The 25,878-nt window shown below is 61.5% G+C and carries 27 protein-coding genes; 11 read left to right on the top strand and 16 right to left on the bottom strand.

Annotation, left to right across the window (positions count from 1 at the left end):
• Window positions 1–9: 9 nt before the first annotated feature.
• The 4 genes from purT to MST27_RS16140 are packed head-to-tail and all read right to left on the bottom strand — an operon-like array spanning window position 10 to window position 2,566.
• On the bottom strand, window positions 10–1,191 hold the full coding sequence (gene purT / locus MST27_RS16155; RefSeq protein WP_243606973.1) for a formate-dependent phosphoribosylglycinamide formyltransferase: 1,182 nt from the start codon (window positions 1,189–1,191) through the stop codon (window positions 10–12).
• A gap of 45 nt (window positions 1,192–1,236) precedes the next feature.
• A complete protein-coding gene (locus tag MST27_RS16150) occupies window positions 1,237–1,428 on the bottom strand; it encodes a DUF1289 domain-containing protein (protein ID WP_243606972.1) in 192 nt (63 codons plus the stop codon).
• Complete coding sequence (locus MST27_RS16145; RefSeq protein WP_243606971.1) at window positions 1,425–1,949, bottom strand: gamma carbonic anhydrase family protein; 525 nt, start codon at window positions 1,947–1,949, stop codon at window positions 1,425–1,427. Before MST27_RS16145 ends, MST27_RS16150 begins: the two co-directional genes overlap by 4 nt.
• A gap of 2 nt (window positions 1,950–1,951) precedes the next feature.
• Window positions 1,952–2,566, bottom strand: a complete 615-nt coding sequence (locus MST27_RS16140) for a CoA pyrophosphatase (RefSeq protein WP_243606970.1) — start codon at window positions 2,564–2,566, stop codon at window positions 1,952–1,954.
• Window positions 2,567–2,765: 199 nt separating this feature from the next.
• Between MST27_RS16140 and MST27_RS16135 the strand changes: the two genes are divergently transcribed.
• From MST27_RS16135 to MST27_RS16120, 4 genes are all read left to right on the top strand, one after another.
• Entirely contained in the window at window positions 2,766–3,320 is a 555-nt protein-coding gene (locus tag MST27_RS16135) for an NUDIX hydrolase (protein ID WP_243607193.1), read from the top strand.
• A gap of 27 nt (window positions 3,321–3,347) precedes the next feature.
• Window positions 3,348–3,848: a L,D-transpeptidase family protein gene (locus tag MST27_RS16130; RefSeq protein ID WP_243606969.1), complete on the top strand. Its 501-nt coding sequence runs from the start codon at window positions 3,348–3,350 to the stop codon at window positions 3,846–3,848.
• A 68-nt stretch (window positions 3,849–3,916) separates the two neighbouring features.
• Window positions 3,917–4,366 (top strand): MarR family winged helix-turn-helix transcriptional regulator, encoded by a 450-nt coding sequence (locus tag MST27_RS16125; RefSeq protein ID WP_243606968.1) that lies wholly within the window; start codon window positions 3,917–3,919, stop codon window positions 4,364–4,366.
• Between the two features lie 101 nt (window positions 4,367–4,467).
• Complete coding sequence (locus MST27_RS16120; protein ID WP_243606967.1) at window positions 4,468–4,896, top strand: organic hydroperoxide resistance protein; 429 nt, start codon at window positions 4,468–4,470, stop codon at window positions 4,894–4,896.
• Window positions 4,897–4,964: 68 nt separating this feature from the next.
• Here the strand turns inward: MST27_RS16120 and MST27_RS16115 are convergent, their stop codons facing one another.
• From MST27_RS16115 to MST27_RS16090, 6 genes are all read right to left on the bottom strand, one after another.
• Complete coding sequence (locus tag MST27_RS16115; RefSeq protein WP_243606966.1) at window positions 4,965–5,282, bottom strand: YqfO family protein; 318 nt, start codon at window positions 5,280–5,282, stop codon at window positions 4,965–4,967.
• A 211-nt stretch (window positions 5,283–5,493) separates the two neighbouring features.
• Window positions 5,494–9,390: a phosphoribosylformylglycinamidine synthase gene (purL, locus tag MST27_RS16110; RefSeq protein WP_243606965.1), complete on the bottom strand. Its 3,897-nt coding sequence runs from the start codon at window positions 9,388–9,390 to the stop codon at window positions 5,494–5,496.
• A 233-nt stretch (window positions 9,391–9,623) separates the two neighbouring features.
• Window positions 9,624–10,391 (bottom strand): amino acid ABC transporter ATP-binding protein, encoded by a 768-nt coding sequence (locus tag MST27_RS16105; RefSeq protein WP_243607192.1) that lies wholly within the window; start codon window positions 10,389–10,391, stop codon window positions 9,624–9,626.
• Between the two features lie 18 nt (window positions 10,392–10,409).
• Complete coding sequence (locus tag MST27_RS16100) at window positions 10,410–11,507, bottom strand: amino acid ABC transporter permease (protein ID WP_243606964.1); 1,098 nt, start codon at window positions 11,505–11,507, stop codon at window positions 10,410–10,412.
• A gap of 10 nt (window positions 11,508–11,517) precedes the next feature.
• Window positions 11,518–12,702 (bottom strand): amino acid ABC transporter permease, encoded by a 1,185-nt coding sequence (locus MST27_RS16095; protein ID WP_243606963.1) that lies wholly within the window; start codon window positions 12,700–12,702, stop codon window positions 11,518–11,520.
• Window positions 12,703–12,791: 89 nt separating this feature from the next.
• Window positions 12,792–13,820: an amino acid ABC transporter substrate-binding protein gene (locus MST27_RS16090; protein ID WP_243606962.1), complete on the bottom strand. Its 1,029-nt coding sequence runs from the start codon at window positions 13,818–13,820 to the stop codon at window positions 12,792–12,794.
• Between the two features lie 346 nt (window positions 13,821–14,166).
• Here MST27_RS16090 and MST27_RS16085 point away from each other — a divergent pair, with 346 nt between their 5' ends.
• The 4 genes from MST27_RS16085 to MST27_RS16070 all read left to right on the top strand — a co-directional run bounded on the left by MST27_RS16085 (window position 14,167) and on the right by MST27_RS16070 (window position 17,751).
• Window positions 14,167–14,823 (top strand): alpha/beta hydrolase, encoded by a 657-nt coding sequence (locus MST27_RS16085; RefSeq protein ID WP_243606961.1) that lies wholly within the window; start codon window positions 14,167–14,169, stop codon window positions 14,821–14,823.
• A 185-nt stretch (window positions 14,824–15,008) separates the two neighbouring features.
• Window positions 15,009–15,944: a GGDEF domain-containing protein gene (locus tag MST27_RS16080; protein WP_243606960.1), complete on the top strand. Its 936-nt coding sequence runs from the start codon at window positions 15,009–15,011 to the stop codon at window positions 15,942–15,944.
• A gap of 102 nt (window positions 15,945–16,046) precedes the next feature.
• Window positions 16,047–17,453 carry an ATP-dependent RNA helicase RhlB gene (rhlB, locus tag MST27_RS16075; protein WP_243606959.1) on the top strand — a complete coding sequence of 469 codons (1,407 nt, stop codon included), beginning with the start codon at window positions 16,047–16,049 and terminating at the stop codon, window positions 17,451–17,453.
• A 133-nt stretch (window positions 17,454–17,586) separates the two neighbouring features.
• The gene (locus MST27_RS16070) at window positions 17,587–17,751 is read left to right on the top strand and encodes a hypothetical protein (RefSeq protein ID WP_243606958.1); all 165 of its coding nucleotides are present in this window, start codon (window positions 17,587–17,589) and stop codon (window positions 17,749–17,751) included.
• Here MST27_RS16070 and moaE read toward each other — a convergent pair whose 3' ends face one another.
• The 5 genes from moaE to dmeF form a co-directional block, all read right to left on the bottom strand.
• Window positions 17,752–18,204 (bottom strand): molybdopterin synthase catalytic subunit MoaE, encoded by a 453-nt coding sequence (gene moaE, locus MST27_RS16065; RefSeq protein ID WP_243606957.1) that lies wholly within the window; start codon window positions 18,202–18,204, stop codon window positions 17,752–17,754.
• Between the two features lie 2 nt (window positions 18,205–18,206).
• Window positions 18,207–18,455, bottom strand: coding sequence for a MoaD/ThiS family protein (locus MST27_RS16060; protein WP_243606956.1), 249 nt, complete (start codon window positions 18,453–18,455; stop codon window positions 18,207–18,209).
• The gene (moaC, locus tag MST27_RS16055) at window positions 18,452–18,922 is read right to left on the bottom strand and encodes a cyclic pyranopterin monophosphate synthase MoaC (protein ID WP_243606955.1); all 471 of its coding nucleotides are present in this window, start codon (window positions 18,920–18,922) and stop codon (window positions 18,452–18,454) included. The genes MST27_RS16060 and moaC overlap by 4 nt, the downstream gene beginning before the upstream one ends.
• 105 nt (window positions 18,923–19,027) lie before the next feature.
• Entirely contained in the window at window positions 19,028–20,416 is a 1,389-nt protein-coding gene (locus MST27_RS16050; protein WP_243606954.1) for a PhoH family protein, read from the bottom strand.
• A 255-nt stretch (window positions 20,417–20,671) separates the two neighbouring features.
• On the bottom strand, window positions 20,672–21,655 hold the full coding sequence (gene dmeF / locus MST27_RS16045; RefSeq protein WP_243606953.1) for a CDF family Co(II)/Ni(II) efflux transporter DmeF: 984 nt from the start codon (window positions 21,653–21,655) through the stop codon (window positions 20,672–20,674).
• A gap of 135 nt (window positions 21,656–21,790) precedes the next feature.
• On the opposite strand from dmeF, the gene yaaA reads away from it, so the two are divergent.
• From yaaA to MST27_RS16030, 3 genes are all read left to right on the top strand, one after another.
• Window positions 21,791–22,567, top strand: coding sequence for a peroxide stress protein YaaA (gene yaaA / locus MST27_RS16040; protein WP_243606952.1), 777 nt, complete (start codon window positions 21,791–21,793; stop codon window positions 22,565–22,567).
• A gap of 606 nt (window positions 22,568–23,173) precedes the next feature.
• A complete protein-coding gene (locus tag MST27_RS16035; protein WP_243606951.1) occupies window positions 23,174–24,616 on the top strand; it encodes a mannose-1-phosphate guanylyltransferase/mannose-6-phosphate isomerase in 1,443 nt (480 codons plus the stop codon).
• Between the two features lie 312 nt (window positions 24,617–24,928).
• The gene (locus MST27_RS16030) at window positions 24,929–25,144 is read left to right on the top strand and encodes a hypothetical protein (protein WP_243606950.1); all 216 of its coding nucleotides are present in this window, start codon (window positions 24,929–24,931) and stop codon (window positions 25,142–25,144) included.
• 51 nt (window positions 25,145–25,195) lie between these two features.
• Here MST27_RS16030 and MST27_RS16025 read toward each other — a convergent pair.
• Window positions 25,196–25,878, bottom strand: a 683-nt coding sequence (locus MST27_RS16025) for a helicase HerA-like domain-containing protein (protein WP_243606949.1), incomplete at its 5' end; no start/stop codon positions are given.

Here is a 25,878-nt window from a genome sequence, read left to right as displayed (position 1 = left end):
CTCTGCCGTTCAGAATTGTGTGTCAATCGCTGCGGCGACGCGCAGCGCCTTGGCGCGTGCCGTCTCGATCGACTCGTCACGTGCCAACGCGACCCCCATCCGTCGCTGCCCCTTGACTTCCGGCTTGCCGAACAAGCGCAACGCGGTGTCCGGTTCGGCCAACGCTGCGTCCAGGTTGCCGAAGCTGACCTGCGAGGACTCGCCCTCTACCAGCAGCACGGCCGAAGCGCAGGGGCCATTCTGGCGAATGACCGGGATGGGCAGCCCGAGGATTGCGCGGGCGTGCAGGGCGAACTCGGACAGATCCTGGGAGATCAGCGTTACCAGCCCGGTATCATGTGGACGGGGCGAAACTTCGCAGAACCAGACCTGGTCCCCTTTCACGAACAGCTCGACACCGAACAGGCCTCGCCCCGACAGGGCACCGGTTACCGCCAGGGCAATGCGCTCGGCCTCGGCCATCGCCGCCGCGGACATCGGCTGCGGTTGCCAGGATTCCTGATAATCGCCCTTTTCCTGTCGATGTCCAACCGGCTGACAGAAGGTGGTACCGCCCGCATGACGGACCGTGAGCAAGGTAATTTCGTAGTCGAAGTCGACGAAACCCTCGACGATCACTCGCCCCTTTCCAGCACGACCGCCAGCTTGCGCATAGTCCCAAGCCCCGTTCACGTCCTCCTCGCTGCGCAAGACGGACTGGCCCTTGCCCGACGAACTCATCACCGGCTTGATCACGCAGGGAAACCCGAGCGCCAGCGCCGCCGCGCGGCACTCCTCGAGCGAGTCGGCAAATCGGTAAGGCGACGTCGGAAGCCCCAGCTCCTCGGCGGCCAGCCGACGAATACCCTCGCGGTTCATCGTCAATTGCGCAGCGCGTGCGGTCGGAATGACGGTATAGCCCTCGGCCTCGAGCTCGACCAGCGTAGCCGTGGCGATAGCCTCGATCTCCGGCACGATGTAGTGCGGCCGTTCCCGCTCGATGACCGCACGTAACGCAGCGCCGTCGAGCATGTCGATGACATGGTGCCGATGGGCCACTTGCATGGCGGGTGCGTTGGCGTAACGATCCACGGCGATGACTTCGACCCCCAGGCGCTGAAACTCTATGACGAGCTCTTTGCCCAGCTCGCCTGAACCACAGAGCAATACGCGGGTCGCGCTGGCCGATAATGGGGTGCCGATTCGGGGCATGGTGTTCCTCGTCAGTTGATCAGGGTGATTCCACAGCAGTGCAAATCAAAGCAGCATGCCGCTGGCCCGGGCACGCTCATGGCAGCGCAACAGCACCTGACGCCGCTCGTCATTGTCCATACTTCGCCAGCGTCGAATTTCCTCGACAGTGCGCTGGCAACCCGTGCAGATGTCATCCTCGTCCAGAGCGCAGATGCTGACGCACGGCGAGGCAAGGGGTCTTTCCTCGCTGCTCACTCCGACTGCTCCGCCAGGTCCCGAGCGTAGCGCTGGGCATTGTGAACATAGTGCGCGGCGCTGGCCTCGAGCATCTTGCGCTGCTGTTCGGTCAGCTCACGCACCACCTTGCCTGGCGACCCCACCACCAGCGAGCCGTCAGGAATTTCCTTACCCTCGGGGATCAGCGCGTTGGCGCCGATGATGCAGTACTTGCCGATCTTCGCACCATTCAGAATCACCGCATTGATGCCCACCAGGCTGTAGTCGCCGACAGTGCAGCCATGCAGCATGGCATTGTGACCAACGGTCACTCCGGTACCCAGCGTCAATGGATGCCCCATGTCGGTGTGCATCACACTGCCGTCCTGCACATTACTGTTGCGACCGACGTGGATCAGTTCGTTGTCACCGCGCAGGACCGCGCCGAACCAGACACTGGCCCCCGGCTCCAGACGGATCTTGCCTACCAGCGTGGCGTTGGGCGCCACCCAGCTCTCGGGATCCGCATCGACGCGAACCTCTCCCAGGCGATATTTCATGGTCAGGATTTCCTCTGGCTCAGGTCAAGGTAGCTGGCAGGTGCGCGACGCATCTCGATGCCGGCGTCATAGATCAGATTAACGAGCTCGACGATCATGATCGCCGTCAGCCCCCAGATCCGGTACTCACCATAACGATAGGAGGGCACGTACCAGACGCCGCCCTGATAGTCGATTCGGTGCGTGATCTCACGTGTGTCCTGGCAGAAGAAATCCAGCGGCACGGAAAACACCGAGGCGATCTCGGCATCGTTGGCACGATAGTCGACATAGTCGGGCACGATCCCGACGAAAGGCGTCACATGGATACCGTGAAGCGACACCAAGCTGCTCATGGGGCCGACGATCTCCACCATACCCGGCGCCAGCCCGACCTCCTCCTCTGCCTCACGCAGCGCCGTCTGGATGAGATCGTCGTCTTCCGGATCGCGGCGACCACCAGGGAAAGCCACCTCGCCACCATGTGTCGACAGCCCACTGGCACGCAGGGTCAGCACCAGCTCGGGCGAGTCGCTCCGTGTAATGGGCATCAGCACGGCCGCCTCAGGCATCCGCGCTTCCGGCTCCAGGAGATGCGGAGAATAGTCGCGCACCCGTTGGAGAATCCTGTCCAGCATGGATCTTCTCTTTCTGTCTTTGCGGGCATCATGGCATGAATCACCGAAGCGCCCAAGACGCAGGAAACGCCTCCTCACACCAATGAGGGCACCTAAGGGAATCGGCTTGAAAACTTCCCGGGCGCCAGCCACTCTCAGCCTTGATTGGGCAAACGGCTCCGGCTGGGCCGCCGAGCCCGGTATCGAAAAGGGAAGCGCGATGAAATTCTGTAGCCAATGCGGCGGGTCCATTACCGAGCTCGTGCCGGCGGGTGACAACCGCCCCCGCCACGTCTGCAACAATTGCCAGACCATCCACTACCAGAATCCGCGGATTGTCGCCGGCTGCTTGCCCGTTTGGCAGGGTCAGGTCCTGCTCTGCCGTCGAGCGATCGAGCCTCGACGGGGCTACTGGACGCTTCCGGCCGGGTTCATGGAAAACGGTGAAACGGTCCGGCAAGCCGCTGAACGAGAAACGTTCGAGGAAGCCTGCGCACGAGTCACCGGACTGCAGCTTTATACGCTTTTCGACCTGCCGCACATCAATCAGGTCTATATGTTCTTCAGGGCAGAACTCGTCGATGACGATTACCGCGCGGGTGACGAGAGTTTGGAAGTGCAGCTTTTCGACCAAGCTGACGTCCCTTGGTCCGAGCTGGCTTTTCCCACCGTGGGGCGTACCCTAGAATACTTCTTCGCTGACCGGGTCCAGCAGGCCTTCCCGGTACGAAACGAAGCCATCGAAGCGATGCGAGTAGTGCGAAAACAGGCCTGATGCAGTAACGATTCAGGACGTACCTCGATGCGCTGGCTGCTCGCTATAGTCTGCTTCACCTTCGCCACCCTCTCTCATGCCAACGCGACCCAGGTTTTCGACGATCACTTCATCGACAAGGTGCTGGTCGTCAAATCGGAGCGTCAGCTGCACCTGATCAGCCGGGGCGTGACCATGAAAAGCTACCGAGTTTCCCTGGGCAAGCAACCGGGCCCGAAAGAGCGCGAGGGCGACCAGCGCACCCCGGAAGGCTTCTACTGGATCGACTGGCGCAAGGAGTCGGACAAGTACAACCTCGCAATGCACATTTCGTATCCGAACGCGAAAGACCTCGACCGCGCCAAAAGAACCGGCGACAAGCCCGGCAGCATGATCATGCTGCACGGGACGCCACTGGACGAAGAATATCCAGAGTGGTTCTTCCATACGCTGAACTGGACCGAGGGCTGCATCGCGCTGAAGAACGACGACATGCGCGAGATCTGGGGCCTGGTGAAGAACGGCACGCTCATTGAAATCCGCCCCTGACGCCCCGCTTTGCGCACGCTGTACATGCGGGGTAACGTCGGGCCACCTAATCCGTTATCCGGTCACTCATGAACGACGCCTCATCCGACGAACAGCTACAGCTCGACAATCAGCTTTGCTTCGCACTCTATTCCGCCTCGCTGCAGATGACCAAGGCCTACAAGCCCTTGCTGCGCAGTATCGGCCTGACCTATCCCCAGTACCTGGCGATGCTTGCCCTGTGGGAGCGCGACGGCCAGACCGTCGGCGAAATCAGTGCGCGCTTGTTGACCGAGCCAGGCTCCCTGACGCCGCTGCTAAAACGGCTGGAAGCTGAAGGGCTGATCAACCGGGTCCGCAGCAGCCAGGACGAACGTGTAGTCGAGCTGCACCTGACCGAGGCCGGTAAGGCCTTGAAAGGACGCGCCGCCGGCTTCCCCGACTGCATGTTGCAGTGCACCGGCCAATCGCCCGAGAAGCTGCGAGCGCTTCACACTCAGTTAGTCGCTTTGCGCAACGCACTCCTTCAAGGCGGCTGAGCCTCGGCTCGCACGCACGTTCCTGCCGCGCCCATTTAACTTGCGCGATAAATAACATCGCACTAATATCTTGGCACACCTTTACGCAGGAGAACGTCACCATGCAACGTATCAACGCTTTGTACACCGCTTCAGCGACCGCCACAGGCGGTCGAGACGGGCGCGCACGCTCATCGGATGGCGTGCTCGACGTGAAGTTGTCCACACCACGGGAGCTCGGCGGCGCAGGCGGCGACGGCACCAATCCCGAGCAATTGTTCGCAGCCGGCTATTCGGCCTGCTTCATAGGCGCGCTCAAGTTCACCGCTCAGCAGCTGAAGGTATCCCTGCCGAGCGACACTTCCGTGACCGGCAAGGTTGGTATCGGGCAGATCCCGGGAGGTTTCGGATTGGAAGTCGAGTTGGCCGTCCTGCTGCCAGGGCTCGACCAGGCACAGGCGGAGCAACTGGTGGAGGCTGCTCATCAGGTATGCCCCTATTCGAACGCCACCCGCGGCAACATCGACGTGCGTCTGAGCGTCAGCGTCTGATCCACGCCGACACGCAAACGAAAGAACCCCGGGCTGCTCAACCCGGGGTTCTTTGCATCAAGCGACAGTCAGAACTGCATGTCGGACAGGCGCCACACCTCGAACGCCGGCGTCTCGTAGGGATGGGCCTTCTTCAGCGCCTTCACGCAGTCGTGGATCAGCTCGTCGGCAACCACGAGCTCGATCTTCCACTCCGAGACGGTCTGCACGTGCCCGTGCTGGCCCAGGAAGGGCTGGCTACCCTCCAGCGGGCGAAACTGGCCATGCCCCAACACTTGCCAGCAGCAGTTGTCATAAGCACCGATGCGCCCGGCACCCGCTGCAAAAACCGCTTTCTTGACAGCGTCCAGATGGCTCTCCGGAACATAGAAACACAGTTTGTACATCAACATCTCCGTACTTAGATACGAGTACCGGCCACTGCCTGGACACCGGCAGAGCGGTAGGGTCCAGCGGCCTTAGGCCGTGCCAGCAAGCGTCGATCACCATGAGACGCAGCCACCGGTGCTTGGTTCAGCCGCCCGGGGGCAGCGGGTCACAGATATGAAAAAAGCCCGAAACGCAACGCGTTTCGAGCTTCTTCGGTTACCTCAATGCTCAATCCACCCAGACCCGAGCATTGCGGAACATCCTCATCCAGCCGCCGTCCTCCTTCCAATCGTCCGGGCACCAGGAATTGGTAACGGCACGGAACACGCGCTCGGGGTGCGGCATCATGATGGTCACGCGCCCATCCCGCGTCGTCAGACCAGTAATGCCGCGCGGCGAGCCACCCGGGTTGAACGGATAGCGCTCGGTCACTTTGCCATGATTGTCGACATAGCGAAGCGCCACGGTCCCGGAAAGGTCGGCCTCGAGCAGTGCCTCTTCGCTTTCGAATTCCGAATGCCCCTCTCCATGGGCGATGGCGATCGGCAACCGCGAGCCGGCCATGCCCTGAAGGAATATGGACGGCGAATCCTGTACTTGCACCATGGCGACACGTGCTTCGAACTGCTCCGAGCGGTTACGCACGAAGTGCGGCCAGGATTCGCTACCCGGCACCAGCTCGTGCAGGTTGGACAGCATCTGGCAACCGTTGCACACGCCGAGCGCAAAGCTGTCCTTGCGCTCGAAGAAGGCACTGAAATCCTCGCGTGCCCTAGCGTTGAACAGGATGGACTTGGCCCAGCCTTCACCGGCGCCCAGCACGTCGCCGTACGAGAAACCGCCGCACGCGACGAGCCCTTTGAAGCGCTCCAGGCTGATGCGCCCGGAAAGGATGTCGCTCATATGCACATCGACCGCAGCGAAGCCGGCGCGGTCGAACGCCGCCGCCATTTCCGTCTGACCGTTGACGCCCTGCTCACGCAGAATGGCAACTTCGGGCCGTACGCCACGTTTGATATAGGGCGCCGCGATGTCCTCGTTGACGTCGAACCCAAGGCTGACGCTCAAGCCCGGATTGTCTTCCTCGAGCAGCGCATCGAATTCCTGATCGGCACAATCGGCGTTGTCGCGCAGGCGCTGGATACGGTAGCTGGTCTCCGACCACTGGCGCTGCAACAGGCGGCGATCTCCGCTGAACACATCCTGACCGTCGAAGCGAATCGCCACATGCCCATTGTTGACCGGTTTGCCGATGACGGACACGCAATCGGCCAACCCTGCCGCGCTGAACTGCGCCAGCACCACTTCAGTATCGCCTTGACGCACTTGGATCAGCGCGCCCAGCTCTTCGTTGAACAACGCCGCCGGAATCGCAGCCGCGTCGTCGACCAGCGCTTCAAGACTCAGATCCAGACCACAATGACCGGCAAAGGCCATCTCCAGCGCCGTGGTGAGCAAGCCCCCGTCGGACCGGTCGTGGTAGGCCAGAAGCAGGCCATCGGCATTGAGCCCCTGCACGACGGCAAAGAACGCCTGCAGGTCCTCAGGGTCGTCCACATCTGGCGCGGTGCGCCCGAGCTGACCATAGACCTGCGCCAGGATCGAACCCCCGATCCGATTCTGACCCCGGCCGAGGTCAATGAGGATAAGGTCCGTTTCGCCCTTGTCCATCCGCAATTGCGGGGTCAGCGTCTTGCGCACGTCAACCACCGGTGCAAAGCCGGACACGACCAACGACAGTGGAGCGGTGACGCTCTTCTCCGCCCCCTCGTCCTGCCAGCGGGTCTTCATCGACATCGAATCCTTGCCCACCGGTATGGTGATACCCAGTGCCGGGCAAAGCTCCATGCCAACGGCCTTGACGGTGTCGTACAGCCGCGCGTCCTCACCCGGGTGCCCCGCCGCCGCCATCCAGTTGGCCGACAGTTTGATGTCAGAGAGCTTTTCGATACTCGCTGCGGCCAGGTTAGTCAGGGTTTCACCGATCGCCATACGCCCCGAAGCCGGCGCATCGAGCAGGGCCAGCGGAGTGCGCTCGCCCATCGCCATGGCCTCGCCGGTGTAGACATCGAAACTGGTCGCCGTAACCGCGCAGTCCGCAACAGGCACCTGCCAGGGCCCAACCATCTGGTCACGCACGACCATGCCGGTAATGCTGCGGTCACCGATGGTGATCAGAAAGCTCTTGCTGGCAACGGCCGGATGGCGCAGGACACGGTCGATCGCCTCCAGCAGCTCCACCTGCCCGGCATCGAAGTCGTCCCCCAGCTCGGCCTCGCGCACCGCGCTGCGATGCATGCGAGGCGTCTTGCCGAGCAGCACATTGAGCGGCATATCCACCGGGTTGTTACCGAAGTGACTGTCCGACACGGTCAACTGCGGTTCAGCGGTGGCTTCGCCGACCACGGCGAAGGGGCAACGCTCGCGCCGGCAGATTTCCTCGAAGCGCTCCAGGTCCGCGGCATCGACCGACAAGACGTAACGCTCCTGGGATTCGTTGCACCAGATTTCCAACGGCGCCATACCCGGCTCGTCGTTAGGTACCTTGCGCAACTCGAAGCGGCCGCCCCGACCGCCGTCGTTGACCAGTTCGGGGAACGCGTTGGACAGGCCGCCGGCGCCCACGTCATGGATGAACTTGATCGGGTTCTTCTCGCCCAGCTGCCAGCAGCGATCGATGACCTCCTGACAACGACGCTCCATCTCGGGGTTGTCGCGCTGTACCGAGGCAAAGTCCAGATCCGCCGAGCTGCTACCGGTGGCCATGGAAGACGCCGCACCACCGCCCAGCCCGATGAGCATGGCCGGACCACCCAGCACGATCAGCTTGCCACCGATCGAGATCTCGCCCTTCTGCACATGGTCTTCGCGAATGTTGCCCATGCCGCCGGCCAGCATGATCGGCTTGTGATACCCGCGCACTTCCTCGCCACGCGGGGTCTTGATCAACTGCTCGAAGGTGCGGAAATAGCCGTTCAGCGCCGGGCGACCGAATTCATTGTTGAACGCCGCACCGCCCAGCGGGCCTTCGATCATGATGTCGAGCGGCGTGACGATGCGCTCAGGCTTGCCGTAAGGCACTTCCCAAGGCTGCTCGAAGCCCGGGATGTTCAGGTTCGACACGGTGAAGCCCGTCAGGCCTGCCTTGGGCTTGGCGCCGCGGCCGGTCGCACCCTCGTCGCGGATTTCGCCGCCCGAGCCGGTTGCGGCGCCCGGGAAGGGCGCGATGGCGGTCGGATGGTTGTGGGTTTCCACCTTCATCAGGATATGTACGGGCTGCTGGTTGGCCCCGTACTTGCCGGTATCGGCATCGGGATAGAAACGCCCGGCGCGGTGGCCGACGATAACCGCCGCGTTGTCCTTGTAGGCAGACAGCACCCCTTCGCCGTGCATCTGGTAGGTGTTCTTGATCATGCCGAACAGCGACTTTTCCTGGCTTTCGCCATCGATATCCCAGCTGGCATTGAAAATCTTGTGGCGGCAGTGCTCGGAGTTGGCCTGAGCGAACATCATCAGCTCGATGTCGTGCGGGTTGCGGCCCAGGTCGGTGAAGCTGTCGACCAGATAGTCGATCTCGTCGTCTGCCAGCGCCAAGCCCAGATCGAGGTTGGCCTGCTCCAGAGCAGCGCGGCCTCCGCCGAGCACATCGACAGCCCGAAGCGGCCGGGGCTGGGCATGGCTGAACAACGCTTCGGCGGCGTCAAAGCCTGTCAGCACCGCCTGAGTCATGCGGTCATGCAGGACCGCAGCAACCATCTCGGCGTCGGAATCGGACAGTTCGCCGGACACGTAATAGGCGATACCGCGCTCCAGGCGCTGAATCTTGTCCAGACCGCAATTGCGCGCAATGTCGCTGGCCTTGCTCGACCACGGCGAGATGGTGCCGAAGCGCGGAACGACCAGGAACAAGCGCCCACCAGGCTCCTGCACAGGAACAGTCGGACCGTACTTGAGCAACCGACCCAGAACCGTTTGTTCATCCGCGCTCAACGCGCCGGAGACGTCGGCAAAATGGGCGAACTCGGCGTACAACCCGCTCACAGCGGAGACCTTCTCGGTCAGTTGCGCCAGGAGCTTGCCGTGACGGAAGGCAGAAAGAGCGGGAGCGCCGCGCAGGATCAACATCGTCGGAACAGCCTCGGAGGGGGGAGCAGTCGGGCCGCGTATTCTAGCCCATGACGGCGTCCGAGGCTAAGGGAGCCGAAGCCGGAAGCGTAGATGAGTGGCGCCACATCGGAGAAGCGATGCCATCGCCAAAACCGCGGCCCTGAGATTGCTCCCAAGGTTCCGCAAGCGCCAGTTACCCGGCACCTGCGAAAGCGCCACCGCTCCCAGCTCGAAGCCCAGCCAGCCTGCTTTCAGTGCAGAATCTGACTGAGGAACAGCTTGGTGCGCTCGTTGCTCGGATTGGTGAAGAAGACCTCCGGATCGGCCTGCTCGACGATCTCACCCTTGTCCATGAAGATTACTCGGTCGGCCACGGTACGTGCGAAACCCATCTCGTGCGTCACGCAAAGCATGGTCATGCCGCTTTCCGCCAGGCCGACCATGGTGTCCAGCACCTCCTTGACCATTTCCGGATCCAGCGCCGACGTCGGTTCGTCGAACAACATGATCTTTGGTTTCATGCACAGTGCGCGAGCGATCGCGACCCGCTGCTGCTGCCCGCCAGACAGCTGGCCCGGGTACTTGTCGGCCTGTTCCGGGATGCGCACGCGCTCCAGATAATGCATGGCGATTTCCTCGGCCTGGCGACGAGGCATCTTGCGTACCCACATGGGTGCCAGCGTGCAGTTCTGCAACACCGTGAGGTGCGGAAAGAGATTGAAGTGCTGAAACACCATGCCAACCTCGCTACGGATCGCCTCGATCTGCTTGAGGTCGTTGGTCAGTTCCACGCCGTGAATAACGATGCGCCCCTGCTGGTGTTCCTCCAGCCGGTTGAGGCAGCGAATCGTCGTCGACTTGCCCGACCCCGACGGGCCGCATAGGACGATGCGCTCGCCCTGGGTAACGTTCAGATTGATGTCCTTGAGCACGTGGAACTGGCCGTACCACTTGTGCACCCCCTGCATCTGGATGATGGCCTCAGGGGCCTGTGCCGGTTGCTGCGGATTGGAAGACATATTGTTCATGAGTGGCTCCTAGTGCCGGTGGCCAGTGTCGAGCTTGCGTTCCAGGTGCATGGAATAGCGCGACATGCCAAAACAGAAAATCCAGTAGACCAGCGCCGCGAAGACGTAGCCCTCGGTCGACATGCCCAGCCAGGCAGGGTCCGAGGTTGCGCGCTTGATGCTGTTGAGAAAGTCGAACAGGCCGATGATGATCACCAGGCTGGTGTCCTTGAACAGGGCGATAAAGGTGTTGACGATGCCCGGGATAACCATCTTCAGGGCTTGCGGCAGGATCACCAGAACCATGCTGCGCCAGTAGCCCAGCCCCATCGCCGCAGCGGCCTCGTATTGTCCCTTGGGGATCGCCTGCAAACCGCCGCGTACCACTTCGGCGATGTAGGCGGCTTCGAAAAACACCACCATCACCATGGCCCGCATCAGCTTGTCGAGGTTCATGCCTTCGGGCAGGAACAGCGGCAGCATCACCGACGACATGAACAGCACCGTGATCAGCGGCACGCCCCGCCAGAACTCGATGAAGGTCACGCACAGCACGCGAATCGCCGGCAGATTAGAGCGTCGCCCAAGCGCCAGCAGGATGCCCAACGGCAAGGCGCCGGCAATGCCGACAGCGGCGATGACGATGGTCAGCATCAACCCGCCCCAGCGGCTCGTCGATACTGTTTCCAGCCCGAGAAAGCCGCCGTGCAACAGCCAGTAGGCCAACAACGGATAAAGCAGCAGGAATGCGATGCCGTAGCGCGCCTTGTGCGGCATCTGACGAAGGAACAGGGGCGCCGCACCGATGATGGCAAGCCAGGCAGTCGCATCCACGCGCCAACGCAGTTCCGGCGGGTAGTAGCCATACATGAACTGGCTGAAGCGCGTCTGCACGAACACCCAGCATGCGCCTTCGCGGGTGCAGTCGGCACGCGTGGTACCGGTCCAGTCGGCCTTGATGATCGCCCACTCGATCACGGGTGGAACGACCAGCCAGATCAGGTACAGCCCCAGCAATGTGAGCAGCGTGTTGAGCCAGCTGGAGAACAGATTCGCACGCATCCAGCCCAGCGCCCCCAGGTTGACCGAGGGAGCCGGCAGATCAGGTTTGAAAGTATGAGTAGTCATGCGCTCGTCCTTACCGCTCGATCAGCGCAATGCGCTTGTTGTACCAGTTCATCAACAGCGAAATGCTGATGCTGATCGCCAGGTACACGCTCATGGTGATGGCCATGGTCTCGATGGCCTGCCCTGTCTGGTTGAGCACGGTGCCGGCAAACAGCGACACCATGTCCGGATAGCCGATCGCGGCGGCCAGCGACGAATTCTTCGCCAGATTCAGGTATTGGCTCGTCAGCGGCGGGATGATCACCCGCAGCGCCTGCGGAATGATCACCAGACGCAGCACGCGCCCGGGGCGCAACCCCAGCGAAGCGGCTGCCTCGGTCTGGCCGTGGCTGACCGACTGGATACCGGCACGCACGGTTTCACCGATGAATGCCGCGGTGTAGATCGACAAGGCCAGCACGATGGAGACCAGCTCCGGGATGACCACCCAGCCGCCGCGAATGTTGAATCGCTGCAACTCGGGGATTTCCCATAGAAAAGGCGCACCAAAAAGCAGCGAGCTCGCTCCGGGGATCGCGACGAACAACGCCAGACTGGCCCAGAGAACAGGAAAGGCCTCACCCGTGGCATGACGACGGGCACGCGCCCAGCGGTTCAGCGCGACGATTGCCACCAGCGCGACGAACAACGCGATCCAGAACGACCAGAAGCCCTCGCCTGCACTGGGTGCGGGCATCTGCACACCACGGTTGTTGATGAACACCATGTCCCACAGGCTCAGGCTCTGCCGCGGACCGGGCAGCGGGCTGAGCACCGCGAAGTACACGAAGAATATCTGCAGCAACGGCGGGATGTTGCGGAAGATCTCGATATAGACAGTAGCGATCTGCCGAATCAGCCAGTTCGGCGAGAGCCTGGCCACACCCAGAATGAAGCCAATGATGGTCGCCAGGATGATCCCGATGACGCTCACCAGCAGCGTGTTGAGCAGCCCGACCCAGAACACGCGCCCATAGGAGTCGCTTTCCTGGTAGTCGATTAGATGTTGGGGAATGCCGAAGCCGGCGGCATTATTGAGAAAACCGAAGCCTGAATTGATGCCTCGGTTGGCAAGGTTGGTCTGGGTGTTGTTGAACAGAAACCAGCCGATGGCTACGACTGTAATAACGGCGATGACCTGGAAGAACCAGGCACGCGCCTGCGGATCCGAGAGTAGCGAGCCGCGCGCTACCCCCGTTTTGGCGATGGTTCGCATCAAGAAACCTCATACGGCATTGCCGGTGCACAGGCACCGGCAAGGCTCATCCTTGAAACAGGGCCGACCGCAACGGCCGGCCCGCTCGGTCAACGCACCGGAGGCGCGTACTGCAGACCGCCATTGGTCCAGAGCGCGTTCAGACCCCGATCGATCTTCAACTCGCTGCCAGAGCCAATGTTGCGCTCGAACACTTCGCCGTAGTTGCCGACCTGCTTGACGATCTGCACCGCCCAGTCCTTCGGCAGTTTCAGATCCTTGCCGTACTCGCCTTCGGCGCCCAGCAAGCGAGCCACGTCAGGATTCTTGGTCGTCTTGGCCGTTTCCTCGACGTTCGATGCAGTCACACCCAGCTCCTCGGCGTTGATCATCGCCAGCAGCGACCAACGCACGATATCGAACCATTCTTCATCGCCCTGGCGTACGGCCGGGCCGAGCGGCTCCTTGGAAATGACCTCGGGCAGCACGACGTAGTCGTCCGGCTTGGCCAGCTTGATGCGCTGTGCATACAGCTGGGACTGGTCGGAGGTGAGCACGTCACAACGCCCGGACTCCAGCGACTTGGCGCTTTCGTCCGACGTGTCATAGGTGATGGGCGTGTACTTGAGGCTGTTCGCTCGGAAATAGTCGGAAAGGTTCAGCTCGGTGGTGGTACCCGCCTGGATACAGACCGTGGCGCCGTCGAGCTCCTTGGCGCTGGATACGCCAAGCGACTTGTTCACCAGGAAGCCCTGGCCGTCGTAGTAGGTGACGCCGGTGAAATTCAGACCCATCGCCGCATCGCGCGAGCTGGTCCAGGTGGTGTTTCGAGACAGCATGTCCACTTCACCGGACTGCAGGGCGGTGAACCGCTCCTTAGCCGTCAGCGGACTGTACTTGACCTTCTCGGCATCGCCGAATACCGCCGCCGCCACCGCACGGCAAACATCCACATCGATGCCTTTGTATTCCCCCTCGGCATCGGTGTAGGAGAAGCCGGGAAGGCCATCACTGACACCGCACTGCACAAACCCCTTGCTCTTGACCGCGTCCAGAGTCGCCCCCGCTTGTGCCAGGCCGCTGGTGCCCAGAATGGTCGCGGCACCAAGCACAGCCAGTGTGGATTTAACCCTTATCATCGAAACCTCCAGTTTGCTTTTATTCTGCTGGGTCTGGCCTTCCACCTGGATCACAGGCTGCCCGTCGACGAGGATCGAGCGGAGCGGCGGAAGCGCCAGCCCTGAGTCTAGCCGCCGATTGGTTATCGGCAACTTTCCCGACACGCTGGCATGCGGGCTTGCCGAAACCATCGACGCGCCGGGTGAACCGAATGAAGCAAGCGGCGTACCACATTGATCGACCCTGACGGTAGATACAGCTGAGCGCTTCATACCCAGGCCAGGCGCAGGTAATCTCGCGTCTGCCTTGCGCACTTGCTATCACGCGCGCCCCACGATGGAGCGCGCCGTCTATACGGAGCCCCAAATGAGCGATCCCTTGATCATCGAACCGGCCGACACAGCCGACTCATGCGTCATCTGGCTGCACGGTCTGGGTGCGGACCGTTACGATTTCCTCCCGGTTGCCGAACTCTTGCAGCAGCGTTTGTCACGAACCCGTTTCGTTCTGCCACAGGCACCGACCCGCGCGGTAACCATTAACGGCGGTTGGGCCATGCCGAGCTGGTACGACATCCTGGCGATGAGCCCGGCACGAGCGATCGATCAGGACCAGCTCGAACAGTCGGCACAGACGGTCATCGGCCTGATCGAGTCGCAGCGCGATGCCGGCATCGACCCGAAGCGCATCATCCTGGCCGGCTTCTCCCAAGGCGGCGCGGTCGTCTACCACACCGCGTTCCTGCGCTGGGCCGGCCCGCTCGGCGGGCTCGTCGCGCTATCGACCTACGCACCGACGTTCGTGCCCGACCTTCAACTGTCGAAGCTCCAGGTCAGCCTGCCCGTGCTCAGCCTGCATGGTTCGCGCGATGATGTGGTGCCGAGTGCCATGGGGCGAGCCGCCTATGATTGCCTGGTAGCCAACCAGGTCCAGGCCGAGTGGAAGGACTACCCGATGGGCCACGAAGTCGTGCCCGAGGAGATCCGCGACATTGGCGACTGGCTCGCGTTACGACTCGCCTGAGTGACGGAGACTGCCGGTTCGACACGAAATGTGATGGTGCGCGCCTGCCGGCGCGGGCGAGAACAGCTACGCTTGCATCATTGAAGGCGAACAGACTGCATAACTGTGCAAGCCAGCTGTAACCGCCAAGAATAACGGAGCGAGTCGACGGTCATGAGGATGTCACCCAAATCGAGTGCAGGGTCATGAAGCTTGCACCGTGGCGGGTCGAGCTTGGACACCTCAAGCGCATACGCCTGCTGGACGGAGTCGACGAGCCTTGCCTGCGATTGCTGCAGGAGGTGTTCGAGCCGTGCCAGGCCGACGCACATGAAGTGTTGCTGACCCCGCTGGAGCACAACCACCACCTTTATCTGGTGCTGAACGGGCAGCTAGGCGTTCACCTCGATTCCCTCGACGGACAACAGGTCAGGGCAATCGAAGCGGGTGATTGCGCCGGCGAGATCAGCTTCATGGACAATCTGCCACCCTCGGCCTATGTCGTGGCCGTCGAGCCCACCACCCTGCTGCGCCTGCACCGGCGCTCGATCCAGTTACTGACGCGGTCACCACAACTGATGCAGAACCTGGCGCAGCTACTCTGCCAGCGTGTACGCCTGAGCGACCGGCTGATCATCAACAGCGAGCAGAACGCCAACGTCGACACCTTGACCGGCTCGTTCAACCGGCGCTGGCTGGAACACATCTACAGCCGCGAAAGTACCCGCTGCGCCTTCAACGACAAGCCACTGTCGGTGCTCATGCTCGACGTCGACAATTTCAAGGAATACAACGACAAGCATGGTCACCTTGCGGGCGATCATGCGCTCTGCCTCGTGGTCGACACCCTTGGTCGGCAGCTGCGCGCCGCCGACAGCCTGGTGCGCTATGGCGGCGAGGAATTCGTGATCCTGCTACCGGAGATGAGCATCGAGGACGCTCGCAACGTCGGCGAGCGCCTGCGCTCGAGCCTTGAGCAAATCAGAAGTTTCCAGTCGCCCATCGGCATGCTGCCGGGTGTGACCGTCTCGATCGGCGTCGCCCCCATGCAGCCTGCCGATAGCCTTGAGAATCTGATACAAATCGCTGACAACGCGCTCTACCGAGCCAAGGCGAGCGGGCGCAACCGCGTCTGTGGCTGATCCGGCGAGCCCGTTCCCTACCCCACCGGCAACGCTTCGCCACATCTGCTTATTGCATTACACTGGCGAACGGAACTTTTGACCGACACAGATGAGATGACCGTGCTCAAAGCACTCAAGAACATGTTTGGCAAAGGCAAGTCGGCTGATCAGCCTGACCAGCCAATCGATGACACGTCAGCCCAGGAAACAACCGATTCCCCGGTAACTGCCACCCCGATTGCAGCGCAACCCTCCGCGACGGCCAAGCCGCGCCGACAGAAGAGCCGAAAACCCGTCCCACCAAGCGCCCCGGCATGGACGCTTGATGATTTCGTGGTCGAGCCCGCTGAGGGCAAGACGCGGTTTCACGACTTCAAGCTGGCTCCAGAGCTGATGCATGCCATTCACGACCTGGGGTTTCCCTACTGCACGCCGATCCAGGCGCAGGTACTGGGCTTTACCCTGAAGGGTCGCGACGCCATCGGCCGGGCGCAGACCGGTACCGGCAAGACCGCAGCGTTCCTCATCTCGACCATCACCCAGCTGCTGCAGACACCACCACCCAGTGACCGCTACATGGGTGAGCCCCGCGCGCTGATCATTGCGCCGACCCGCGAACTCGTCGTGCAGATCGCCAAGGACGCGCAAGACCTGACCAAATACACTGGGCTCAACGTCATGAGCTTCGTCGGCGGCATGGACTTCGACAAGCAGCTCAAGGGACTTGAGTCGCGCTACTGCGACATTCTGGTTGCAACACCGGGCCGCCTGCTGGACTTCCACCAGCGCGGCGAAGTGCACCTGGACATGGTCGAAGTACTGGTGCTCGACGAAGCCGACCGCATGCTCGACATGGGCTTCATCCCCCAGGTTCGCCAGATCATTCGCCAGACCCCGCCAAAAAGCGAACGCCAGACGCTGCTGTTCTCCGCGACCTTCACGGAAGACGTAATGAACCTGGCCAAGCAGTGGACCACCGACCCGGCCATCGTCGAGATCGAAGCCGAACATGTCGCCAGCGACACCGTCGAGCAACATGTGTATGCGGTGGCGGGCAGTGACAAATACAAACTGCTCTACAACCTTATTACCCGTAACGACTGGACGCGGGTGATGGTCTTTGCCAACCGCAAGGATGAAGTGCGCCGCATCGAGGAACGCTTGACCCGCGACGGCATCAGCGCCGTCCAGATGTCCGGCGATGTTCCACAGCACAAGCGCATCCGCGCCCTTGAAGGCTTCCGCGAAGGCAAGATCCGCGTCATGGTCGCCACCGATGTCGCAGGTCGCGGCATTCACGTCGATGGCATCAGCCACGTCATCAACTTCACATTGCCGGAAGTGCCGGACGATTACGTCCACCGTATCGGTCGTACCGGCCGCGCAGGCGCAAGCGGTACGTCAATCAGTTTCGCCGGAGAGGACGACGCCTTCGCGCTGCCAGCAATCGAAGCCCTGCTTGGTCGCAAGATCAGCTGTGAGATGCCACCCGCAGAACTGCTGGCGCCAGTGCCTCCGCGCCGCTGATCGGCACGAAAAAAGCGAAGCGATGGCTTCGCTTTTTTTTTGCCTGCTCCCAGCCCGTCACTGACCTAGATCACGCCCCTGCCGGGAAAAGCGCCTAGAGTGAAATCAGGACCCAATGGCAGGAGGTCGGCTTATGAACACCACCCACCTGATGTTGCTGCTGATCGTTACCAGCTTCGTGTTGATGGGAACGGGCTTCAACTTCCGTGAGCGAAACTGGGGCGTCGCCCTGCTCGCACTCGGCATCATGTCGATGCTGTCCACCTTGCTCTACAAGCTGCAGATCACCTTCGGCTGATCAGCGCCTCCATTTTTGCGCGGCGTCCTGGTCACTGCTGCGCCCTTCGACCCAGCGTGGGCCGGACGGCGTTTGCTCCTTTTTCCAGAAGGGTGCGCGCGTCTTCAGATAATCCATGACGAAGCGGCAGCCGTCGAACGCCGCCTCGCGGTGCGCACTCGCCGCCCCGACGAAGACGATCGGCTCGCCCGGCTCGAGCGGCCCGACACGGTGCAGGATATCGAGCCGGAGTAGAGGCCAGCGTTCGCGGGCTTCGTCGATGATCTTCTGCAATGCCTTCTCTGTCATGCCCGGGGCATGCTCGAGAAACATTCCGGCGACGTCCTCGCCGTCGTTGAAATCCCGCACATAGCCAACGAATCCGGCGACTGCGCCGATGCCCAGGTTGGCGGCGTGCAAGGCATTGAGCTCTGCCCCGGGATCGAACGGCTCATGCTGGATGCGCACACTCATGCTCAGCCTCCGGTCACGGTTGGAAAGAAGGCGACTTCGTCGCCGTCGGCCAAGGGTTCCTGCAGGTCGCAAAGCTCCTGGTTGCGTGCGCACATCAGGTTCTGCTCGGCCAACACCGACCATTCGCCACCGCGGGCCAGCAAGAGCTTTCGCACGTCGTCGAGGCAACGCAGGGTGGGGCTCCACTCCAGCGCCTCGCCATCGCGGCCGAGCGCTTCCCGATACCGGGCGAAGAATTGAACCGAGATCATGCCTGCACCTGCCAATGTCCGCTCTTGCCGCCCACCTTTTCCAGCAGACGAACCGCCTCGATCACCATGCCCTTGTCGACCGCCTTGCACATGTCGTAGATCGTCAGCGCGGCAATGCTCGCAGCGGTCAGCGCTTCCATCTCGACGCCGGTCTGCCCGGCCAGCTTGCAGCGTGCCTCGATCCGCACGCAGTCAGTGCCTTCGGCCTGCAGGTCCAGCTTGATGCTGGTCAGCAGCAGCGGATGGCAAAGCGGGATCAGGTCGTGGGTCTTCTTCGCAGCCTGGATGCCGGCGATACGGGCAACCGCGAAGACATCGCCCTTGGGATGGCCACCGTCCTGGATCATCTGCAGCGTTTCCGGCCGCATGCGAACCCTGGCCTCGGCCACCGCCTCGCGGGCCGTAACGGCCTTGGCGGTGACGTCGACCATGTTGGCGCGCCCCTGAGAATCGAGATGAGTGAGCATGGAAGGCTCCTTGAAAATCGAAGGAGCGATGTTAACCCAGCTGGAAGCTGGAAGCCGACCGACCGCCGCTCCAGGTTCCAGGCCTCCAGATGGGGAACGCGTCGGCTACATGTGTGCCTCGGCGTATTCGGCGAGCACGGAGCGAGGCACGCCCTGCAGGGTAATGTGCATACCGTGCGGAAAATCCTTGAATCGCTCGGTCAGGTAGGTCAGGCCCGAACTGGTCGCCGAGAGGTAAGGCGTGTCGATCTGCGCCAGGTTGCCAAGGCAGACCACCTTCGAGCCGTTGCCGGCACGGGTGATGATGGTCTTCATTTGATGCGGCGTCAGGTTCTGGCATTCATCGATCAGGATCAGACTCTGCTGGAAGCTGCGACCGCGGATGTAGTTCAGCGATTTGAACTGCAGCGGTACCTTCTGAAGGATGTAGTCGACACTGCCGTGGGTGCTCTCGTCATCCATGTGCAGCGCCTCGAGATTGTCGGTGATCGCCCCGAGCCAGGGCTCCATCTTCTCGGCCTCGGTGCCGGGCAGAAAGCCGATGTCCTCGTCGAGGCCCTGCACGCTGCGCGTCGCTATGATGCGGCGGTAACGCTTGCTGACCACCGTCTGCTCAATGGCGGCGGCCAGGGCCAGGATCGTCTTGCCGGAGCCCGCCGCACCCGACAGGTTGACCAGATGGATATCCGGATCGAGCAAGGCGAACAAGGCGAGCGCCTGATGGATGTCGCGCGGCCGCAGCCCCCAGGCTTCCTGGTGCATGAGCGGCTCCCGATGCATGTCGAGCAGCAACAGTTCGTCCGCCTTGATGCCCTTGATCCAGCCGACGAAACCCTGTTCGTCGAGGATGAACTCATTGACGTGCACGGCCGGCAGGTTGTCGATCAACTGGACCCGGTGCCAGGTGCGGCCATGGCCCTGGTGCGTGTCGACCTTGCTCACACGATCCCAGAAAGAGCCGGTCAGACTGTGGTAACCGCGCGACAGCTGGCCAACGTCATCGACCAATTTGTCGGTCTGGTAATCCTCGGCGGCCACGCCGCAGGCGCGGGCTTTCAGCCGCATGTTGATGTCGTTGGTGACCAGCACCACCGGCACATCGCCGCTGCGTCGCTGAAGCTCGACGACCTGGTTGATGATCTTGTTGTCGTTGAGGTCTTCAGGCAACGCGCTGGAATCGGCCCCCTTGCTCATCAGGATCGACAGACTGCCGCAAGACCCGTTCTTCTCCCGCTGGATTGGCACGCCGAGCTCGACTTCCTCCGGCGTGGCATTGCCTAACACCTTGTCGATCAGGCGAATGGCCTGGCGGCACTCGGCAGCCACCGAATGTTTGCCCGCCTTGAGCTGGTCAAGCTCCTCAAGCACCGTCATCGGGATGGCGACTTGATGCTCCTGGAAGTTCAGTAACGCGTTGGGGTCGTGGATCAGGACGTTCGTATCGAGAACATAGAGGGTGGGCTGGGTAGCGCGGGGTCTGCCGTAATCATCCATACGCGATCACCTTTTCGGAGCCTGACGACGGAGAGCCGTATGCGCTCCGCCGAAGAGAAACCGCCATGCGCCAAGATGAGCGGACTTGAGTGGCAGGGGCTTGGGGCCACCCAGAGGCCGCCACCTGTGATGCAGGTTTCGGCGGTCTTGATTCGGTAATACCGCAAAACAGATGACAGGAAAAAGTCTTTTTCACGCAGATGAGATTTTTTTTACAGCACGACGAACAGGCCTTGGCGACGGCCCATCAGCCGACTAGGCTGATGAATCGACCCGTGCGCTTTGGTCGCACCGATTCACCTCCGCCGTGACATGCACCAGCTCGCTGAAGCTCGCCAACGCTGCCTTGTAGTGGTCCGGCGCGTGCGGCTGATGGGTCACCACGCTCAGAACGCAGCTGTACTGCGCGCGCCCCACTCGCCACAGATGAAGATCGGTCACCTCGGTATCGGGGACGGCTTCTAGCTGTCGTCTGACCCGCTCCACCAGCGGATCGTCCATTTCCCGATCGAGTAGCGCCTTGGCGGTATCACGCAACAGGCCCTTCGCCCAGAACAGAATCACTACCGCCCCGATGATGCCCATCAGCGGATCCAGCCATCCCCATCCGAGGTATTTGCCCCCAAGCAAGGCAATGATGGCCGCCACGGACGTCAGGGCATCCGTCAGAACATGCACGAAGGCGGCATGGCGGTTGAGGTCGCGCCCCTCGGATGAAGGATGTGCATGATCGTGATCGTGATCGTGATCGTGATGAGCATGTTCATGACCATGCGCGTGTTCATGCTGATCCTGGAGTAGCCAGGCAGACGCCAGATTGACGAGCAAGCCGAGCACAGCCACCCATAAGGCCTCGTCGAACCCGATCGACGCCGGCGACCACAGTCGCGAAAGAGATTCGCCAATCATCACCAACGCCACCAGCACGAGCAGCACGGCGCTGGCAAAACCGGCGAGCACTTCGATCTTCCAGGTTCCGAAGGCGAAGCGTCTGTCGCCGGCGTAGCGACGCGCCAGCGCATAAGCGAACGCTGCCAGGCCGATAGCCACCATATGAGAGGCCATGTGCCATCCATCGGCGAGCAGCGCCATCGAATTGAACAGGTAGCCGGCGACTATCTCGGCCACCATCGTCAACCCGGTCAGCGTGACCACCGCCCAGGTTCGACGCTCCGCCCTGTGCTCCAGCGGTCGATAGTGGTGCGAGGGATGCCAGTTTGAATGATCGCAGTCAGTCATAATCGCTCCGTCCAGTTGCCACAAGCTTGCGCCATGACCGGGGGCGCAGGTCAACCTCTGGATCAATCGAGGCTATAGCTGGAGCGGCATCAGCCATAACGCCTAGAATCACCGCTCTTGCAAGGAGACCGACGCATGCTGATGGTGATTTCGCCGGCCAAGACCCTGGATTACGACACGCCCCCTACCACCCAACGCTTTACCCAACCGGAACATCTCGACGACGCGCAAGTGCTCATCGAACAGCTTCGCACCCTGTCGCCCGTACAGATCGGCGAGCTGATGCACCTGTCCGACAAACTCGCCGCGCTGAACGTAGCCCGCTACGGCAGCTGGACCCCGTCCTTCACGCCAGCGAACGCCAAGCCGGCACTGTTGGCATTCAAGGGCGACGTGTACACCGGACTCAATGCCACCGACTTTTCGGAACAGGACTTCGATTACGCACAACGGCACCTGCGCATGCTTTCCGGCCTATATGGGCTGCTGCGCCCGCTGGATCTGATGCAGCCCTACCGCCTCGAGATGGGTACCAAGCTGGCCAATAGTCGCGGCAAAGACCTTTATGCGTTCTGGGGCGAACGTATCAGTGGCTGGCTCAACCAGGCCCTGCGTGAACAGGGTGACGACGTTCTGCTGAATCTGGCCTCGAACGAGTATTTCGGCGCAGTCAAACGCAGCGCGCTGTCGGCACGAGTCATTGATGTGGACTTCAAGGACCTGAAGAACGGCCAGTACAAGATCATTTCCTTCTATGCGAAGAAGGCACGCGGGCTGATGGCTCGCTACGTCATCAAGCAACGCATCGAACGCCCGGAACAACTGCTCGCTTTCGATTACGGCGGCTATCGATACAGCTCCGAGCAGTCCCGCGAAGATCACCTGGTGTTCCTGCGCGACACGCCAGCCTGAGCCCCGAATCCGTCCGCGCCCCCCGGCGCGGACAGCACATGCCGCCCTTTGCTGCCGAGGTCGCCGAACGCTCTGTTTCAGGCGTGCGCCGCTGCAGGTGACCCGGTTAACGCCTCGATAAATCTTGCCGATCAGCGGTAGTTCTTCGGGGAACTATCCCGCCGCCTCCGGGTTCATAAGCGCGTACCGACAATTGCGAACGCAAAGGGACGTCGCTCATGAGCATGCCTAGGGATCGGAAGCATCGGCCAGACAGCCATCCAGTCCGGGTAGAACGGTCGCTGGCCACCCGAATCGAACACAGCAAAACATCAACCCAAACAACGATGGCCCAGGGGTGTGGCAGCGCCACATACGCAGCGACTAAGCCTGGCCGCGCCATTCGTCTCGACGGCGCTCTGCCAACCATGGCGAAGCGGCGTGTGGCATCCAGACATTCAGGCTCGGAGCAAGCAGTTCGCCCCGAAGGCGTTTTCCGTTCAGGGAGACGCGGATCGATGGCACGCGGCACCTGAAGGCCCGACCAAGAAGCATCCGGTGGCCCTCCGACAGGGCGCTGTAATGGACAGAAGAACTCACCCTTCTCAACGATTCAGGAGATACGACATGATTCCGGTCATTCTTTCAGGCGGTAGCGGCTCGCGGCTCTGGCCTCTTTCGCGCAAGGCCTTTCCCAAGCAGTTCCTTGCACTCACCGCCGAGCAGACCCTCTTCCAACAGACGATAGAGCGCCTTGCCTTCGACGGCATGCAGCCGCCGCTGCTGGTCTGCAATAAAGAACACCGGTTCATCGTCAAGGAGCAACTGGCCGCTCGTAAGCTCGAGACCCAGGGCTTGATGCTCGAACCCTTCGGCCGTAACACGGCGCCTGCCATTGCCATGGCAGCGATGAAGTTGCTGGCCGACGGCCGAGACGAGCTGCTACTGGTACTGCCGGCCGACCACGTCATCGAAGACCACAAGGCCTTCCAGCGTTCGCTGGCCTTGGCGACCAACGCGGCTGAGAACGGTGGCATGGTGCTGTTCGGTATCCCGGCCACCAGTCCGGAAACCGGATACGGCTATATCAAGTGTGACCATGAAGGGCGTAACGGGCTGCCGGAGGGCGTCAATCGCGTCACGCAGTTCGTCGAGAAGCCGGACGAGGCGCGTGCGCAGGAGTACGTCAATTCTGGCGATTACTATTGGAACAGCGGCATGTTCCTATTCCGCGCCAGCGTCTTCCTGGATGAACTGAAAAAGCATGACCCTGATATCTACGACACCTGCTGGGTAGCCCTGGAGCGCAGCGCCAAGAACGGCCAGGAAGTCCTGATCGACCCGGCCACCTTTGCCTGCTGCCCAGACAACTCCATCGATTACGCGGTGATGGAAAAGACCGAACTGGCCTGCGTCGTTCCGATGTCGGCCGGCTGGAGCGACGTGGGCTCCTGGTCCTCGCTCTGGGACGTCCTGGAAAAGGACGAAAATGGCAACGTGACCCGCGGCGACGTCATCGTCGAGGACAGCCGCAACTGCCTGGTCCACGGCAACGGCAAACTGGTCACTGTGGTGGGCCTGGACAACATCGTTGTCGTCGAAACCAAAGACGCCACCATGATCGCGCACAAGGACAAGGTCCAGGACGTCAAGAAGCTGGTCAACAAGCTCGACAGCATGAAGCGCTCCGAAACGCAGAACCACTGCGCGGTCTATCGCCCCTGGGGCTGGTATGACTCTGTAGACATGGGCGGCCGGTTCCAGGTCAAGCGCATCTGTGTGAACCCCGGCGCGCAGCTTTCATTGCAGATGCACCACCACCGTGCCGAGCACTGGATCGTTGTCTCCGGCACCGCGCAAGTTACTTGCAATGACAAGACCTTCCTGCTGACCGAGAACCAGTCGACCTACATTCCGGTCACTTCCATCCACCGTCTCGCCAACCCGGGCAAGATTCCGCTGGAAATCATCGAAGTTCAATCCGGTAGCTACCTGGGCGAAGACGACATCGAACGGCTGGACGACGTTTACGGACGGGCACCGGAGGGTGAAAAGCACGCCGCTCGCTGACTGTTATTCCACCTAAAAAGAAACGCGCTGAATTCGGCGCGTTTTTTTTGGGCAATCGAAAGTCACGCAGGCAACAAGGCGCACGCTATCGCGTCCATAAACTGATATGACTTGCGCTATTAGTAGCCAAACCCTTATATGCGCTTTGCATTGTCGACGGTCTGCAACTCCTAACTCAGATCATAATGGATCGAGAAGACTTGCAATAACGCACCTCATCCCATACATAACCGGTACGGAGCACGCTGCCGTTCAACGTCAGCAGCAAATGGTTCCGACAACTTCAATCCGCACCAAAGGATCACTCATCGCGTGACAAAAGAAGAACTTCGTGCCGAACTCGAACGACAGGCCACCCGTTTCCAAGCCATCTATGGCGGTGAAATCACGACGTACGCCGCGCAGCCCGAACCGGAACGCAAACCCTGGCGCAAGAAACCCACCGTGCAAGAGCAGGTGTTTCAGCAAGAACTCCAAAAGATAGAAAAGGAGCTGGCGCCACCGACGCCCGAATCCGAAACGCTGTAGTCGCTGTCATGCCAGATCAGTCGCGCAGTGATCCCGTCACCCCCGACCGAGCTAGCGCTTCTTTCCTAACAACGACCCCATCAGACCGCGCACCAACTGACGTCCGAGCTGATTGGCCGCTTGTTGCACGGCGCTTTTGAGCACACGTCCCGCCAGATCACCCAGCGCATCGCCAGTGGCACTGGACTGTACATTTCGCACCCGGGTTTCTTCGTTCGAGGCCTGGCTTGCACGCGCCATGAGGATCTCGTACGCCGACTCGCGATCAACCGCCTTGTCGTACTGCGCGCGAAGCGGCGAGGCCGTAACCACCGCCTGACGCTCCTGGTCGCTCAAGGGGCCCACGCGAGATTGCGGCGGTGCGATCGCAACCCGCTGCACCATGGCAGGCGTGCCGTTATCCTCGAGCCCGCCAAGCAAGGCCTCGCCTATGCCCAGGTCGACCAATACGTCGAGCGAAGTAAATGCCGGATTGGAGCGGAACCCATCGGCGACCGCGCGCAGCGCCTTCTGCTCGCGCACCGTATAGGCACGCAGGCCATGCTGTATCCGCAAGCCCAGCTGAGCCAGGATTTCGTCGGGCAGGTCGGAGGGCGACTGCGTAACGAAGTACACCCCTACACCCTTGGAGCGGATCAGGCGCACAACCTGTACCAGACGGTCCTGTAACGCTTTAGGCGTATCGTTGAATAGCAGGTGCGCCTCGTCTGTTGCCGCTGACCGAAAACTGACCC

It is taken from the genome of Stutzerimonas marianensis, from assembly GCF_022810315.1.
GTDB lineage: Bacteria > Pseudomonadota > Gammaproteobacteria > Pseudomonadales > Pseudomonadaceae > Stutzerimonas > Stutzerimonas marianensis.
This window is presented reverse-complemented; position numbering and strand designations above follow the sequence as displayed.

Excerpts from the sequence above, each read along its gene's own strand:
- moaC (WP_243606955.1), bottom strand. The coding sequence starts at position 18,922 with ATGCTCACTCATCTCGATTCTCAGGGGCGCGCCAACATGGTCGACGTC.
- MST27_RS16085 (WP_243606961.1), top strand. The coding sequence starts at position 14,167 with ATGAGCGATCCCTTGATCATCGAACCGGCCGACACAGCCGACTCATGC.
- MST27_RS16120 (WP_243606967.1), top strand. The coding sequence starts at position 4,468 with ATGCAACGTATCAACGCTTTGTACACCGCTTCAGCGACCGCCACAGGC.
- MST27_RS16060 (WP_243606956.1), bottom strand. The coding sequence starts at position 18,455 with ATGATCTCGGTTCAATTCTTCGCCCGGTATCGGGAAGCGCTCGGCCGC.
- MST27_RS16050 (WP_243606954.1), bottom strand. The coding sequence starts at position 20,416 with ATGGATGATTACGGCAGACCCCGCGCTACCCAGCCCACCCTCTATGTT.
- MST27_RS16080 (WP_243606960.1), top strand. The coding sequence starts at position 15,009 with ATGAAGCTTGCACCGTGGCGGGTCGAGCTTGGACACCTCAAGCGCATA.
- yaaA (WP_243606952.1), top strand. The coding sequence starts at position 21,791 with ATGCTGATGGTGATTTCGCCGGCCAAGACCCTGGATTACGACACGCCC.
- purL (WP_243606965.1), bottom strand. The coding sequence starts at position 9,390 with ATGTTGATCCTGCGCGGCGCTCCCGCTCTTTCTGCCTTCCGTCACGGC.
- MST27_RS16135 (WP_243607193.1), top strand. The coding sequence starts at position 2,766 with ATGAAATTCTGTAGCCAATGCGGCGGGTCCATTACCGAGCTCGTGCCG.
- dmeF (WP_243606953.1), bottom strand. The coding sequence starts at position 21,655 with ATGACTGACTGCGATCATTCAAACTGGCATCCCTCGCACCACTATCGA.
- MST27_RS16125 (WP_243606968.1), top strand. The coding sequence starts at position 3,917 with ATGAACGACGCCTCATCCGACGAACAGCTACAGCTCGACAATCAGCTT.
- MST27_RS16090 (WP_243606962.1), bottom strand. The coding sequence starts at position 13,820 with ATGATAAGGGTTAAATCCACACTGGCTGTGCTTGGTGCCGCGACCATT.
- MST27_RS16070 (WP_243606958.1), top strand. The coding sequence starts at position 17,587 with ATGAACACCACCCACCTGATGTTGCTGCTGATCGTTACCAGCTTCGTG.
- MST27_RS16140 (WP_243606970.1), bottom strand. The coding sequence starts at position 2,566 with ATGCTGGACAGGATTCTCCAACGGGTGCGCGACTATTCTCCGCATCTC.
- MST27_RS16130 (WP_243606969.1), top strand. The coding sequence starts at position 3,348 with ATGCGCTGGCTGCTCGCTATAGTCTGCTTCACCTTCGCCACCCTCTCT.
- MST27_RS16095 (WP_243606963.1), bottom strand. The coding sequence starts at position 12,702 with ATGCGAACCATCGCCAAAACGGGGGTAGCGCGCGGCTCGCTACTCTCG.
- MST27_RS16115 (WP_243606966.1), bottom strand. The coding sequence starts at position 5,282 with ATGTACAAACTGTGTTTCTATGTTCCGGAGAGCCATCTGGACGCTGTC.
- MST27_RS16105 (WP_243607192.1), bottom strand. The coding sequence starts at position 10,391 with ATGTCTTCCAATCCGCAGCAACCGGCACAGGCCCCTGAGGCCATCATC.
- MST27_RS16035 (WP_243606951.1), top strand. The coding sequence starts at position 23,174 with ATGATTCCGGTCATTCTTTCAGGCGGTAGCGGCTCGCGGCTCTGGCCT.
- purT (WP_243606973.1), bottom strand. The coding sequence starts at position 1,191 with ATGCCCCGAATCGGCACCCCATTATCGGCCAGCGCGACCCGCGTATTG.
- MST27_RS16100 (WP_243606964.1), bottom strand. The coding sequence starts at position 11,507 with ATGACTACTCATACTTTCAAACCTGATCTGCCGGCTCCCTCGGTCAAC.
- moaE (WP_243606957.1), bottom strand. The coding sequence starts at position 18,204 with ATGAGTGTGCGCATCCAGCATGAGCCGTTCGATCCCGGGGCAGAGCTC.
- MST27_RS16145 (WP_243606971.1), bottom strand. The coding sequence starts at position 1,949 with ATGAAATATCGCCTGGGAGAGGTTCGCGTCGATGCGGATCCCGAGAGC.